This window comes from Caenimonas soli (genome assembly GCF_013155545.1).
Lineage (GTDB): Bacteria > Pseudomonadota > Gammaproteobacteria > Burkholderiales > Burkholderiaceae_C > Ramlibacter > Ramlibacter soli.
Genome location: NZ_JABJVV010000002.1, coordinates 217,647 through 231,099, shown reverse-complemented (window position 1 = coordinate 231,099; position 13,453 = coordinate 217,647). Strand labels below are relative to the sequence as shown.

At 64.7% G+C, this 13,453-nt stretch carries 16 protein-coding genes; 7 read left to right on the top strand and 9 right to left on the bottom strand.

Going from position 1 to position 13,453, the window contains the following annotated elements; translation table 11 throughout:
• Positions 1–4: 4 nt before the first annotated feature.
• From HNE04_RS04475 to HNE04_RS04455, 5 genes are all read right to left on the bottom strand, one after another.
• Entirely contained in the window at positions 5–787 is a 783-nt protein-coding gene (locus HNE04_RS04475) for an ABC transporter ATP-binding protein (protein ID WP_172217146.1), read from the bottom strand.
• Complete coding sequence (locus HNE04_RS04470; protein WP_172217144.1) at positions 788–1,552, bottom strand: ABC transporter ATP-binding protein; 765 nt, start codon at positions 1,550–1,552, stop codon at positions 788–790.
• Positions 1,549–2,622, bottom strand: a complete 1,074-nt coding sequence (locus HNE04_RS04465) for a branched-chain amino acid ABC transporter permease (protein ID WP_172217142.1) — start codon at positions 2,620–2,622, stop codon at positions 1,549–1,551. Before HNE04_RS04465 ends, HNE04_RS04470 begins: the two co-directional genes overlap by 4 nt.
• A gap of 4 nt (positions 2,623–2,626) precedes the next feature.
• Entirely contained in the window at positions 2,627–3,499 is an 873-nt protein-coding gene (locus tag HNE04_RS04460; RefSeq protein WP_172217140.1) for a branched-chain amino acid ABC transporter permease, read from the bottom strand.
• A gap of 99 nt (positions 3,500–3,598) precedes the next feature.
• Positions 3,599–4,327 carry a Crp/Fnr family transcriptional regulator gene (locus HNE04_RS04455; RefSeq protein WP_172217138.1) on the bottom strand — a complete coding sequence of 243 codons (729 nt, stop codon included), beginning with the start codon at positions 4,325–4,327 and terminating at the stop codon, positions 3,599–3,601.
• Positions 4,328–4,496: 169 nt separating this feature from the next.
• On the opposite strand from HNE04_RS04455, the gene HNE04_RS04450 reads away from it, so the two are divergent.
• The 3 genes from HNE04_RS04450 (at position 4,497) to HNE04_RS04440 (ending at position 6,037) form a co-directional block, all read left to right on the top strand.
• Positions 4,497–5,087, top strand: coding sequence for a TetR/AcrR family transcriptional regulator (locus tag HNE04_RS04450; RefSeq protein WP_172217136.1), 591 nt, complete (start codon positions 4,497–4,499; stop codon positions 5,085–5,087).
• A gap of 62 nt (positions 5,088–5,149) precedes the next feature.
• Complete coding sequence (locus HNE04_RS04445) at positions 5,150–5,596, top strand: MarR family winged helix-turn-helix transcriptional regulator (RefSeq protein ID WP_172217395.1); 447 nt, start codon at positions 5,150–5,152, stop codon at positions 5,594–5,596.
• A gap of 144 nt (positions 5,597–5,740) precedes the next feature.
• Complete coding sequence (locus HNE04_RS04440; protein ID WP_172217134.1) at positions 5,741–6,037, top strand: YciI family protein; 297 nt, start codon at positions 5,741–5,743, stop codon at positions 6,035–6,037.
• Between the two features lie 152 nt (positions 6,038–6,189).
• Here HNE04_RS04440 and HNE04_RS04435 read toward each other — a convergent pair whose 3' ends face one another.
• Positions 6,190–7,428 (bottom strand): branched-chain amino acid ABC transporter substrate-binding protein, encoded by a 1,239-nt coding sequence (locus HNE04_RS04435; RefSeq protein ID WP_172217132.1) that lies wholly within the window; start codon positions 7,426–7,428, stop codon positions 6,190–6,192.
• Positions 7,425–8,075 carry a TetR/AcrR family transcriptional regulator gene (locus HNE04_RS04430; RefSeq protein ID WP_172217130.1) on the bottom strand — a complete coding sequence of 217 codons (651 nt, stop codon included), beginning with the start codon at positions 8,073–8,075 and terminating at the stop codon, positions 7,425–7,427. The genes HNE04_RS04435 and HNE04_RS04430 overlap by 4 nt, the downstream gene beginning before the upstream one ends.
• 79 nt (positions 8,076–8,154) lie before the next feature.
• On the opposite strand from HNE04_RS04430, the gene HNE04_RS04425 reads away from it, so the two are divergent.
• On the top strand, positions 8,155–9,753 hold the full coding sequence (locus HNE04_RS04425) for an AMP-binding protein (RefSeq protein WP_172217128.1): 1,599 nt from the start codon (positions 8,155–8,157) through the stop codon (positions 9,751–9,753).
• 23 nt (positions 9,754–9,776) lie between these two features.
• The gene (locus tag HNE04_RS04420) at positions 9,777–10,541 is read left to right on the top strand and encodes a crotonase/enoyl-CoA hydratase family protein (protein ID WP_172217393.1); all 765 of its coding nucleotides are present in this window, start codon (positions 9,777–9,779) and stop codon (positions 10,539–10,541) included.
• Positions 10,542–10,769: 228 nt separating this feature from the next.
• On the opposite strand, the gene HNE04_RS04415 is transcribed toward HNE04_RS04420, so the two are convergent.
• The gene (locus HNE04_RS04415; protein ID WP_172217126.1) at positions 10,770–11,444 is read right to left on the bottom strand and encodes a LysR substrate-binding domain-containing protein; all 675 of its coding nucleotides are present in this window, start codon (positions 11,442–11,444) and stop codon (positions 10,770–10,772) included.
• Positions 11,445–11,652: 208 nt separating this feature from the next.
• Between HNE04_RS04415 and HNE04_RS28490 the strand changes: the two genes are divergently transcribed.
• Complete coding sequence (locus HNE04_RS28490) at positions 11,653–11,940, top strand: hypothetical protein (RefSeq protein WP_407926586.1); 288 nt, start codon at positions 11,653–11,655, stop codon at positions 11,938–11,940.
• Positions 11,898–12,419: a group II intron maturase-specific domain-containing protein gene (locus HNE04_RS04410; protein ID WP_407926585.1), complete on the top strand. Its 522-nt coding sequence runs from the start codon at positions 11,898–11,900 to the stop codon at positions 12,417–12,419. Before HNE04_RS28490 ends, HNE04_RS04410 begins: the two co-directional genes overlap by 43 nt.
• Positions 12,420–12,564: 145 nt before the next feature.
• Here the strand turns inward: HNE04_RS04410 and HNE04_RS04405 are convergent, their stop codons facing one another.
• The gene (locus tag HNE04_RS04405; protein ID WP_172217124.1) at positions 12,565–13,362 is read right to left on the bottom strand and encodes an SDR family NAD(P)-dependent oxidoreductase; all 798 of its coding nucleotides are present in this window, start codon (positions 13,360–13,362) and stop codon (positions 12,565–12,567) included.
• Between the last annotated feature and the right edge of the window lie 91 nt (positions 13,363–13,453).

Sequence of the window (13,453 nt, the reverse complement as noted above, 5' to 3'; positions counted from 1 at the left end):
TATATCAATGCCAGGAGGAACGTCGACGCGACGGGCGAATGCCGCCGGCGGCAACGTGCGGTAGATGGTGCGAAGCGCCACCCAGGTAGAACTCTTTGATGTCTTCGCGCTGCGAGAGGGCCTCGCAACTGCCCGCCGCCGCCACGCGTCCGAGTTCGATCACGAAGCCGTGATCGGCGGTCGCCAGCGCGATGGCGGCGTTTTGCTCCACCACAAGGACGGCGGTCTTGGTCTGCTCGCGAATGCGCTTGATGATCGCGAAGATGTCCTTCGTGAACAGCGGTGAGAGGCCGAGCGAAGGCTCGTCCAGCAACAACAGCTTCGGCCGTGCCATAAGCGCGCGGCCGATCGCCGCCATCTGCTGCTCGCCGCCGGACAGAAGGCCGGCCTGCTGGCGGTGACGCTCCTTCAGGCGGGGAAACCAGTCGTAGATTTGCTCGATGTCTTGCGCGACTTGCACGTCACGGCGTGCGAACGCGCCCATGCGCAGGTTTTCGGCCACGGTGAGGAACGGGAAAATCTGGCGCCCTTCGGGCACCAGCACGAGGCCGCTGCGAGACACTTCATCCGCGTCCATGCCGCCTATGGGCCGCCCTTCGTATTCGACGGTCCCGTTCGAAGGCGCCAGCACCCCGGCGATGGTGTTGAGCAAGGTCGTCTTGCCGGCCCCATTGGCGCCCAGCACCGTGACGATCTGCGCGGCATGCACTTCGAGGCTGACGCCGTGCAACGCCCGAACGGGGCCGTACCAGGTCTCGAGATTGCGGACGGACAAGAGGGTGCTCATTCAGGTCCCCAGATAGGCCGCGATCACGCGCGGGTCGGCTTGGACTTGCGCCGGCGTTCCGTCCGTCAGCACCTGGCCTTGGTCCATCACGATGACGCGCTTGGCCACCGCGGCAACCAGCGACATGTCGTGTTCCACCATGATCACCGTGATGCCGAGTTCCGCCTGGATGTCCTCGAGCCAGTAGGCAAGTTGGCGCGTCTCGTCGGGGTTGAGTCCGGAGGCCGGCTCGTCCAGCAACAACAGCACGGGCTCGGCTGCCAGGGCCCGTCCGAGTTCGACCACCTTGCGTACGCCATAGGGCAACTCGGCCACGGGGCGATTGCGATGGGGGGCGAGATCCAGCAGGCGTACCACGTTCTCGACCCGTTCACGCGTTTGCGCTTCCGCCCGTTGGACGGACGGCAGGTTGAGCATCTGCGAGAAGAAGCTGCCGTGGTTCGCCCGGTGGCGGCCGAGCAGCAGGTTCTCCAGCACCGTCGCGCCCTCGAAGAGTTCGATGTTCTGGAACGTCCGTGCGATTCCTTGGCGCACCACATCGTGACGTGCCAGCCGTGAAATGTCGCGGCCGTTGAATCGGATGCTGCCGCTGCTCGCGTCGAATACGCGCGTGATCAGGTTCAACAGTGAAGTCTTGCCCGCGCCGTTCGGGCCGATCACCGCCAGGATCTCGCCGGCCGCAATGGACAGGCTGACGTCGCGCACGGCCTTCACGCCGCCGAACGACAGGCTCAGGTGCTCGAGTTCGAAAAAAGCCGCACTCATCGATAGCGCTCCGACTTCATGTAGACCTTGGTGCGGTGGATGCTGCTGGTGCGCACCCAAGGAAACTCGCCGAGCACCTTGCGGATGCGGACCCAGCGTGCGTTCAGTCCGCCGGGCTCGAGCAGCACGAAGAAGGTCAACACGGCGCCGTACACAAACAGCTCCAGGCCGAACTGCGCGCCCACCCTGGCGGGCAGCGCGTCCTTGAGCGCCGAGATGAACGACGGCAGCAGCCCGATCAGCACAGCGCCCAGGATCGCCCCGCGCAGGCTCCCAAGTCCCCCGATGAACACCATCAGCACTAGTTGCAGTGACAGCGCCAAGCCGAAAGCCTCGGGCGTGATGTGTTGCATCTGGTGGGCGAGCAATGCACCGGCCAAGCCCGAAATCCCAGCCGAGAGGCTGAAGGCGATGACCTTGGTCCGTGCGACGTCGATGCCGAGACCCTGGGCCGCCGCCTCGGAGTCGCGAATGCCAATGAACGCGCGCCCGGTCGCAGAACGCATGAGGTTGACCAGGAGGAGAAGCGCCAGCACAAGCACGACCAGGCAGACGAAATAAAAGGGGCGTGGGCCACCAAGGCTGAACCCGAAAATGGCGGGGTCCGGGACGGGGAGGCCGCTGTGGCCCGCCGTGACGCTTTTCCACCGGCCGAGGACATGCTCGGTCACGATGGCAAATGCCATGGTGACCATTGCGAGGTGCAACCCCGACACCCGGATGGCGGGCATACCAACGAGCAGTCCCGCAATCCCTGCGCCCGCGGCCGCCAGCAGCAGCGACACCGGAAAGGGCATGCCGTTCGTGAGGAGCACCACATGGACGTAAGCGCCGATGCCGACGAACGCGGACTGGCCGAGCGAGGTCTGGCCGGTGAAGCCGGTGAGCATCATCAGCCCGAGGCTGGCGACGCACATGATCAGGATGAAGGTGGCCTCGCCGATGTAATAGTTCGGCAGCACCCAGGGAGCGGCGACCAGGGTCAGCGCGAGCAAACCGTAGGCGACGCGGTCGGACCTGCTGCGTAGAAGCTGCCGTGCCTGGTCGAACCCGGTTTCGTAGCGTGCCATGGCTTCACACCCTCCGGCCGTGGCTCTCGCCCAGGATGCCGCGTGGATAGAGCATGAGAACCGCGATGAGAACGAGGTATGGCGTAACGTCTTTCACGCCATCGGACAGATAGACACCGGCAAACTGTTCCAGCAGTCCGATGAGCAGCCCCCCGATCACGGCACCTGGCGCACTGCCGAAACCTCCGAGTACCAGCGCGGCCAGGGCCTTGAGCATCACGAACCACAAGCCCAGGTCGACCAGGGTGATGGGGGCAAGCAGCAGGCCGCACAACGCGGCGATCGCGCCTGAGATCGCCCACACGATCGAATTCAGGCGCTTGACGCGCACGCCGCAGAGATACGCGGCGAGCTGGTTCTGCGACGTGGCGTGGACGGCGACGCCCAGTGCGGTGCGGCGCAGAAAAACATACAGCAGGGCCGTGACGCCCATCGCGGTCCCGATGATCACCAGGTTGAGTTCGGCTACGACGCCGCCAGTGAGCTGGATCGACTGCCCGGTCCAGGGCGTGGTGTAGCTGCGCGACTCCGGCCCAAAGAACATGCTCACGGCGCCGCGGATCATGAAGCCGATCCCGATGGTAAGCATGACGCCGGCGAACTGCGGCCGGCCCACGATCCTGCGCATGATCTTCGCCTCGAGCAGGAAGCTAAGCGCGGCCGTGATGGCCACCACGATCACGAGGCTTGGCCAGAAGGGCAGGCCGGCCCCCACGATGAATCCCCATCCGAGAAAGGCGGACAGCATCACGATGTCCCCCTGTGCGAAATTCAGGACCTCCGTGGCCTTGTAGCTGAGGACGAGCCCCAGCGCCACGAGCCCGTAGATGGCGCCGGTGGAGATGCCCTGCACGATCAATTGGGTGAGTTGCGTCATCACGTGATCTCAATGGAGGTTTTAGACAAACAGTCGTTTAGTAAACGACCGTTGGAATATAGGCGCGTCAGAACGGTGCGTCAACGCCCTACGGCGCTGCTACGGGAGGGGATTACCCTTAGTTCTTGGCCGCATTGCAGCGGATGCGTCTGCGGGGTCGTGGGCGTCCAGCCAGTCGATGTACGGATGCGCGCGACGAATCGCGCCCTCGCACTCGAGCACGTGCAGGACCTGGTTCACACGCTGGCGGCTGGCGCCCAGCAATCCCCCCAACTCGGCTTGCGTGAGCGCCAGCCCGATGCGAGTCGCGGACCGCATCCTTATTCCGAAGCGCCTCGCCAGAATCTGGAGCTGGTGCCGGGCGCGCTCGGGCAGCGAAGGCTCGGCCTGCTCGCGCAGGCGCTCCATCAGGCGTTCGGAGCGCCACCAGTTCAAGCGCGTCAACGCTGCGTCGAAGCCCGCGTGGTTCGCCAGCAGGTTCTGAAGGACGCTGCGCCGCATCAGCAGCAGTGTCGATGGCGCGCAGGTCCGCGCGGCGTACGGCTGGGGCAGCCGGGTGAGGACGGGGGCGTCGCCGAACCACTGCCCCGGTTCCAGCAGGTCCAGCACGGTCTCTCGGCCACTGGACGAGCAGGCGGAGAGTTTCACCGCGCCCGACGCAATGCCGAACCAGACGTCCGGCACGGACCCCTGCGTTGCCAAAACCTGGCGCGGCGGCACGTGCCAGATCGCCGACTGCTGCAGGAGATCCCGGCGCAATGCAAGTGGCAATGACCCAAACCAGGCGTCGTCCAGGAGGGCGCGCAGCTCATTGGCGGTGAGTCTCATGTCCTCCGGATCCAACTGGGCACCCATCCCAAGGTCGAGACTTCGCGCGGCGGACAGCAAGGGAATTGCACTGTTCATCTTGAGCGGCAGTTGAAAAACGAGCGTTTGTCAAACGGATGGTATGTTATGCTGCTAGCACAGTCAATTCCAAATTTGCGGAGATACATCCATGCGCTATCCAAGCACACACAAAGAGGAAACTCGCAAGAAGCTCATCGGCAACGCCCGGGCTATCGCGAAGCGGGGTGGGTTCGGCACGACGGGCGTTGACGAGTTGATGGCGAGCATTGGGCTAACCGGCGGTGCCTTCTATGGCCACTTCCCAAGCAAGGAGGCGTTGTTTGCCGAGCTGGTGGAGCAGGAAATTTCCAACAGTGCCGACATGCTTGGGGGCGATGAATCCTCGCCGCCCGACCACGTCGCAAAACGGCTGCGCAGCTACTTGAGTTCGTACCACGCCCTCCATCCGGAAACGGGTTGCGTTCTTCCGGCGCTGGGGCCGGAGATCGCCCGGGCTGGGCCCGAGGTGCGCGCCGCCGTCGAGCAAGGTCTGAAGCATTTGCAGAAGAGCTGGAGCGGCCGCATAGGCGACCCGGATGCCGCGTGGGCGTTGATCGCCCAATGTGTGGGCGCGCTGGTGCTGTCGCGCGCCGTGGAGTCCGAGCGCACCCGCAAGGAGATCCTGGCGTCCAGCCGCCGGTTCATCGACCAGACGCACGCGCTGGACGAGGCCCCGGCAAAGCCATCCAAAGCATCCTGACGGCTCGGGACCCCGTTCGAGTGCCGAATGTCGATCAATTACTGAACGATCGTGTTCCAGCGATGGCAGCATTGATGTCTTTCCCGTCGCTGGACTGCACCGACACAAAGCTGCACCAACTGGCGCGCGTCGTGGCGCACTACTATGACGGCGAGCTCGGCAAGGTGGGTCTCGGAACCACGCAGTATTGGCTGTTGACCGAAGTTCTGTCACATGGGCCGATACGCCCCTGCGACTTGGCCCACGCGATGTCGCTATCTCCGTCAACGTTGACGCGCAGCCTCAAGCCTCTCATCGCGACCGGTTGGTTGGCCCTGGGCCCGGGCACTGACGGGCGCACACGCAGCGTGTCCATCACCACCGCCGGTCGCAGGAAGTGCGCCGAGGGCCTCCCTCGTTGGACCAGCGCGCAGGCCAGAGTGCATCAGTTGCTCGGGAGCCGAAATGTGAGCGCGATGCACGCGCTCCTTGAAGACTGCTCGGCGCGCATGTCAGCAACGCACCTATGACTAGCCGCCTCGGTCTTCGCCCCCGCTTTGATTCTGATGACTTACCAAGGTGCGTTAATCAGCGCTCGCTTAACAAGGAACCCCGCAGTTTTGTTGGAGGCAGCAAGTTCGCTCGCAAACCCCTCTGTTCACGTGGGGACTGACATGAAATACTACCTGGCCAAATTCCTTCCACCCCGCGCTGACTTTCTCGCCACCATGACCCCTGCAGAAGTCAGTCTGATGCAGGAGCACAGAGCCTTCCTCAACGATCTCCTTCAGAAGGGAGTGGTCGTGGCGCATGGCCCGGTGGACGATCCGGCAGGAGGATGGGGACTCTCGCTCTACCAGGTCGAAGATGACCAGGATGTCAGCGCGATCGCGGCGAACGACCCAATGGTGAGGTCTGGCGGCGCCCGCTATGAGGTGTTCCCGATGCGGCACCTGAAGGCGCGCGGCTGAGATTGCGGGCTTTCACTGGGTTGCGTGTCACACCCGACCCAAGCGCTGCGCAAAGCAGCGTAGGCTAGCGACCAGTCGCTCATGCCAGCACGTGGCTGACCGTTTGGGTAGTGCAGCTCAGCCGGCTCCCTGGCCAGATCTATCAGCCCAGCCTACGGACGCTGCATCTTGCACTCCGTGCCCTGAGCCAGTTCGTTGCCACTGTAAACCGCGTCGGTGCGGAAGCCCCAGTTCGTGCCTTCCCAACCGGTTTTCACGGCCTTGCCGTCGACGGGCGCGATCGTGTTGACGACTTGCGGCAGCAGCAACTGGTGATCCTCGGCGCGCATGCGCACGGGGCCCATGGCGGAATCGAACGTGAGGTCTTCCATGGCGCGGGCGATCTTCAGCGGCTCGGTCGAACCCGCCTTGTTGATCGCCGCCGCTAGCATGCGCACCGCCAGGTCCATTCGCGGCGACAGATACTCGCTGCCGGTCCTGGCCTTGTAGGCTTTGGCCAAGGTGTCGACCTTGGGCATGTCCGCCTGGCCCGGGTGCCATTCCGCCACCCAGGTGACCTGGCCGATCTTGCTCTGCGACACCGCGAGCACCATTCCCGGCGCGGCACCGGCGCTGTGGTTGAAGTAGCGCAAGTTGTAGCCGGCGTCGCCCGCGGCCTTGAGAAGCAGCACGAGATCCTGCCCCCAGTTACCCGTTATCAGGCTGTCGGCGCCGGTGTTCTTGATCTTGGCCACGTAAGGCGAGAAGTCCTTCACGCTGCCGATCGGGTGCAGGTCGGAGCCGACGAACTTGATGTCGGCCCGCGCCAGGCCTACCAGCTCCTGTCCATAGCGGGCCCACTGCCGGCCATGGGCGTAGTTCTGGTTGAACAGGTAGACGTTCTTCACGTCGGGCTGCTTCTTCACGTAGTTCGCGATGGCCTTCATCTTCATCGCGGAGTTGGCCTCGAACTGGAAGTGCCAGAAATTGCATGCCTTTCCCGTGAGGTCCGGATCGATCGAGGAGTGGTTCAGCACGAGGATGGCGCGGTCCGGATTGCGCTCGTTGTGGCGCGCGGCGGCGGCCACCAGCGCCGACACCACCGAAGAGCCGGAGCCGCCGGTGACCACCGCACGCGCGCCCGCGTCGATGGCGGCCTGCAACGCGCTTTGGCTCTCCTGGGCCGAAAGCTTGCTGTCGTACTGCAGCAACTGCAACTGCGTCCCCTTCAGCACGCCACCCTTGCCGTTGATGTCCTGCACCGGGATCTGTATGTTGCTGAGCATCAGCTGGCCGATGTTGGCGAAGGGCCCCGACAGCGGGTCGATGAACGCAATCTTGAAGGTCTTTTCCTGGGCCTGGGCGGCGCCGGCCGCCACTGCGGCTGCGATCACGAGAATAGGAAGTTTCATGTGTGCTCCTTGGTGGGGGGGAAGTTGCGTTTCAGTCCGATGACGCGCCAGGCGAGCGGCGCCAGCTCACTCAGCATCCGTTCAGGACCGATGCGACCGTCGGGGCGGTACCAGGTGTACATGTACCCGGAGATGCTGCAGGCAGCTTGCGCCGTGGCTCGGGTATCGCCGAACTCGAGCGTTCCCTCGTCCCGCGCCTGCTCCATCAGCGCGCACAGCTTGGCATAGAAATGATTGGCCAATCTCTTCAGCTCGGCCGCAAACTCGGGGCGGAACGCTTGCGGTTCGCGGAAGGCGAAGAAGGACGAGGGGTAGTACTCGATGGTGATCCGGATCAAGCTCTGCAGCGCCAGCGCTACCTTCTCGTGCGCGGGCCGGCCGTCGTCCGGGCCGTCCAGCACGGTAAAGCAAGCCACCGTGGGCTCCCAGGACAGCAGTTCGAAGATCTCCTGCTTGTTGCGGAAGTAGTAGTACAAGTAGGGCTTGGCGACGCCCAGCTCGCTGACGATCTGCTCGATGGTTGTGTCGGCATAGCCCTGCTCGTGGAACAGCCGCTCTGCCACACGCAGGATGTTTTCGCGCTTGGTGTCCGCGCTGGGAATGGCGGCCTTCTGCCGGCCGCGGGCGGGATGGGATGTTTGTCGCATAGGTGCCTACCGCACGGTAGCATATTCCTACCGCACGGTATACAGTGGCCCGGACCGAAATTGTTTGGAGGCTGACGCAATGGAGACACTTCAACCCCTGCACGAGTACCTGCGGCAGCATGCGCGCGCGCGGCCCGGCAAGGCCGCGTACGTCTGGTACGGCCAGGCCATCAGCTACGCCGAGCTCGACCAGGCGAGCGACGCCTTCGCCGCGCGGCTGGCGCAGCTCGGCGTCAGGAAGGGCGAACCTGTCGTCCTGTTCATGAACAACTGTCCCCAGTACGTGATGGCGCACTACGGCATACAGAAGCTGGGTGCCATTGTCTGTCCGTGCAGCCCGCTGTTCAAAGAGCACGAGCTGCAGTACCAGCTGGACGATCTGAAGGCGCGCGTGATCGTGGCGGCGCAGCCCCTGCTGCCAGTGATCGACAAAGTGCGGGCGAACACGGCGCTCGAGCATGTGTTCGTGGTGCGGTATGCGGACTTGCTGGGCGACAGCCCCGCCATCGACGTGCCGGCCGAACTGCTGGCAATGAAGGAGAGAGCGCCGTCGATTCCCGCCGGCTGCGAGGACTTCCTGAGGGTGGCGCGCAGCGGCGAGTCCGCGCCGAGTGTCCGGATCGACCTGGACGATGTCGCGCTCATGACCTACACCTCGGGTACCACGGGGCTGCCCAAGGGCGCGATGCTGACTTACCGGAACGCCCTTTTCAAGACCGCGGCCGCCGCGGAGTGCAGCGGCGTGAAGCAGGAAGACGTTTTTCTGGCGATCGCGCCGCTGTACCACATCGCGGGCATGGTGGGCGGTGTCAACATGACGGTGTACAAGGGCGTCACCAGCGTGCTGCTGTACCGCTTCGATCCTGTGGCCAGCCTGCAGGCGATCGCGCGCCATCGCATCAATTATTGGTACAGCATTGCGCCCATGAACGTGGCCTGCATGCAGGTGCCGGGGGCGAAGGACTACGACTTGTCCAGCCTCTTGACGAACGCAGTCACCAGCTTCGGCATCACCTACACGGAGGCGCTGGCGAGGCAATGGCGCGAGCATGCGCCGAACTGCGACTCGTTCGAGTCCGGATACGGTCTGAGTGAGACGCATACGGTGGACACTTACATGCCGCGTCAGGCAGTGCGCTGGGGCACGCACGGCATCCCGATCCCCGGGAATGAAATTCGCATCCTCGACCCCGATACAGGCGCACCCGTGCCGGTGGGCCGGGAGGGAGAAATCGTGCTGCGCAGTCCCGGCGTATTCAAGGGCTATTGGAATAATCCGGAAGCAACCGCCAGGACGCAGCGCGACGGCTGGGTGCATACGGGCGACATGGGCCACATGGACCCCGATGGCTATCTCACCTTCACTGGCCGGCTCAAGGAGATGATCAAGGTGTCGGGCTACGCGGTCTTCCCCGAGCAGGTGGAGAGCATCCTGGTCAAGCACCCTGCCGTGGCGCAGGCGGCAGTCATCGGCGTTCCCGATGTCACGAAGGGCGAGGTCATCCGCGCCTTCATCGTGCGCAAGCCGGGCCTGGACGTTGAAGCGGACTCGCTCATCGCATGGTCGCGAGAGAACATGGCGGTGTACAAGGCCCCGCGCGAAGTGCGCTTCATCGACCAGCTACCCGCCACAGGCGCCGGCAAGGTGTTGCGCCGCCTGCTCAAGGATCTGGCATGAACCGCATCGCGCAGGGCCGACCGATGAGCGAGGTCCTGCTCCAAGGCCGTGAAGGCAATGTCCTCGTCCTGACACTCAATCGCCCCGAGAGCCGCAACGCCATCAACCTGGCCCTGGCGCACGCGATCGCCGCAGCCATGGACGCGTTCGAAGCAGACGATGAACTTCGCGTGGCGGTCCTGACCGGCGCCGGCAAAGGTTTCTGTTCCGGCATGGACTTGAAGGGATTCAGTGACGGCGAGTTGCCCGTCTTGCCGGGCCGGGGTTTCGCCGGCCTGACTCAGAGGTCTCCAGCCAAGCCACTGATCGCGGCAGTGGAAGGCTTCGCTGTCGCAGGCGGCTGCGAGATTGCGCTGGCGTGCGATCTCATCGTCGCGGCGGAAGATGCCCGCTTCGGCCTACCCGAAGTCAAGCGCGGACTGGTTGCCTCCGGGGGCGGGTTGCTTCGCATGCCCCAGCGCATCCCCTATCACGTCGCAATGGAAATGGCCCTCACCGGCGAGAGCCTGGGCGCGCACAGTGCCAGACTCCACGGCTTGGTCAACCGCGTGGTACCGGCGGGTAAGGCGCTGGCGACCGCGCTTGAGCTGGCACGGGCGGTTGCGGCCAATGCGCCGCTTGCCGTGGCGGCAAGCAAGGAACTCGTGCAGAAGTCCCGCGACTGGCCGCAGGATCGAATGTTCGAGTTGCAGGAACCGCTCGCGCGCAGGATTGGCGAATCGGCAGACGCGCTGGAAGGCGCGCGTGCCTTTGTCGGGAAACGGGCGCCGCATTGGAGCGGAAGTTGAGCCGGCCGGGTCCTGCGTAAAGGCGATGACCGCTGCCCTCCGAGATCCCGCACGCTAGCGCGATCCAGGAAGCCGATACGTTTGGTGTACCCGTCGACTCAGCGCTTGGCCAATCGCCGCCTTCCGCTCGCCAGCCGCTTTATCGCGGGATCCGTGCACGGCCTTGTCGGCTGATCTCGACGACGTGACCTTAGGCGGCCAACAAGGTTCTTCATGGTCCGGCGTCCCTTAGAGGACCTGCTGGGCAGCCAGCAACTCGATCAACCGCTGCGTAGCTGCCGAAAGGTACCCCTTATCGCGGTAAGTGACAACCATCTTCTCGGCGATAAGCGTTGGCAGCATCAACAGCGTGGTGCTCTCCACTTGCACCTGCGGACGCGGAAGGCTACGGCGATCGAAGGTGTGATCAAGCCAGTCCCGCGTGGGAGCGCCCGGCGGCTGCAATGCCCAGCGATGCGGCACCAGATCCTTCAACGTCGGCGTGCCGCGGAACAGCTCGTGGCGCGCGCTCGCGGCCACCACGATCGCGTCCTCAGCGACAACCTGCGAGACTATTCCCGGTTCGGGCTGCATCTCAGACGCCACGACGATGTCGAGCTCGCCCTCGCGCAATTTTGGTGTCAGCACGTCAACCAAGCCGACGGCGGTTCGCAAGGAGACTCTCGGCGCCTCATGCAGAAGCCGACGCGCTGCAGCTGGCAGTAGGAACTGTGTGGCCGTGGGCACGATGCCGATGCGAACCTGGCCGGCCAAACCTGTGCCGATCGCAGACATCTCCCGCTTGGCGTCTTCAAGGTCGAATCGGACTTGCCGCGCCCACTTCAAAAGCACGTGCCCCACCGGCGTGAGGCGAATGCCACGACGGCCACTCTCAAGTGGGCTTTTTTTGTGTGCGCCCAGCATGGGCGCAATCCTGGAGGGGCAAGTCCTCCCGCGAGCTGGCCACAGTGAGCGAAGCGAAGCGCAACTGCATGAGGGTGACCGAGTGTGGGAAGGAAGCGTGGAGCGTAAACCTCGAGTCGAGGAACACGAACCGCATATGAGGCGCTGCCTGGCAGGGCGAGCAGGCATGAAACTGCGAAGCTCTTGTGGTCAAGGCGAGGTGGCGTAAATGCGGCGGCTGTGCGGTGAAGGCGATGGGCGCACGGTAGAGCAAACCGGGGAGTTCCTCAAAACCCACTGGCCCGCCATCCGGCAAGGCTTGCTCCAAGGCACCTACCGGCCCAGTCCGGTGCGCCGCGTGGGCATTGCCAAGCCGGGCGGCGGGATACGGCAGCTGGGGATACCCACGGTTGTGGACCGGCTGATCCAGCAGGCCCTGCTACAGGTGCTGCAACCCCTGATTGCGGCCATCGGGTGCTCGAAGGGCTCAGGCGCTGTTACGGGCGGCTGCGGTTAAAGGTCAATGAGACCAAGACCGCAGTTGCTCCGGTGTGGCGCCGCAAGTTCGTTGGGTGCAGCCTCATCCGGGTGCGCGGCGAGGTTCGCCTTGCTGTGGCCAAGGAGGCGGTGCAGCGCTATCGCCGACGCGTGCGCGAGCTAACCCCACGACAAACCGGACGCAGCATTGCGCAGATCGTGCAGGGCCTGCGGGTCTACGTGCAGGGCTGGAAGAACTACTTTCAACTCGCACCGATGCCCAGGGGGCGCCGCGATCTCGACGAATGGATGCGCCACCGCCTGCGCGCGATCCAGCTCAAGCACTGGGGCCGCCCGGCCACGGTGCGCCGTGAGCTGCGAGCCCTCGGAGCCTCCGAGGACACCGCCAAGCAGGTGGCCGCCAACGTGCGGCGCTGGTGGCGCAACAGCACCGGGGCCATCAATCGGGTGCTCGACCTGGCGTACTTTGAAAACCTCGGCGCTCCCCGTCTGTGTTGACCTCAACTACTCGCACCGCCCGGTGCGGACCCGCATGCCGGGTGGTGTGGGAGGGGCCCGATCTGCAATGATCGGCCCCTATCCCGATTGGTGGACCTTCTGGGGGACTGGCCCTTTTGCGCCGCCTCTTCATCAGGGGGCGATCTCAGTCCAGGATCATTCCCGCATTCACGTTGAGGATGGCGCCAGTCGTCGCTGCCGCCCGGTTGGATGCCAGGAACAACGCCGCGTTGGCGACGTCGGCCAGGGTCGGCAACCGTTTGAGCAGCGTGCCTGCGGCAGCGCCGGCCAGCATCTCCTGCACCGACAGGCCTGCGTCGCGAGCCAGCTGACTGAACACCGCCGCACTGTGCGAGCCCAGGTCGACGGCTTGCGGCACGGCGTGCGAACGGATGCAGGCCACGCGGACACCGCATCCGCCAAGCTCGCCCGCCAGGTGGCGAACCAGCGCCTCCACGCCAGCGCAGGCGACGCTGTGGCCCAGGTAGCCTGGGCCCGCCATGCGTGACGCCGGCGTGGTGATGCCCAGCAGCGCACCTGAGCGTTGGCGCGTCATCAGCGGCGCGAGCGCCTTCGCCATGATGAAGAAGCTGTCGATGTATCCCCGTACCGGCAGCTGGAAGTCTTCCAGCGACAGTGCCTCCAGAGGACGCCCCTGCACGTGGGCAATGCCGATCGCCTGGAAGGCCATGTCCACCCGGCCGACGGTCGAACCGATCTCCTCGGCGTGGCGCCGGACTGCGGTCAGGTCGAGTGCATCAACGACTACAGCGTCAGCCCGGCCACCCGCCCGCTCGATTTCGTGGGCGACTGCCCGCAACTTCCCTGCGGTTCTTCCCGCCAGGAACACCTGTGCCCCTTCCCGTGCCCATGCGCGCGCCACCGCCGCGCCGATCACGCCGCCACCGCCATATACAACCGCAACCTTGCCTTCGAGTTCCATGCCGTTCTCCTTGCGAGCGCCGGCCGCCCGGTGCGGCCGTTCTCCTCAACGACGATCGACATCCCGGTTTTTCGACAAGCCGGGTTGCATA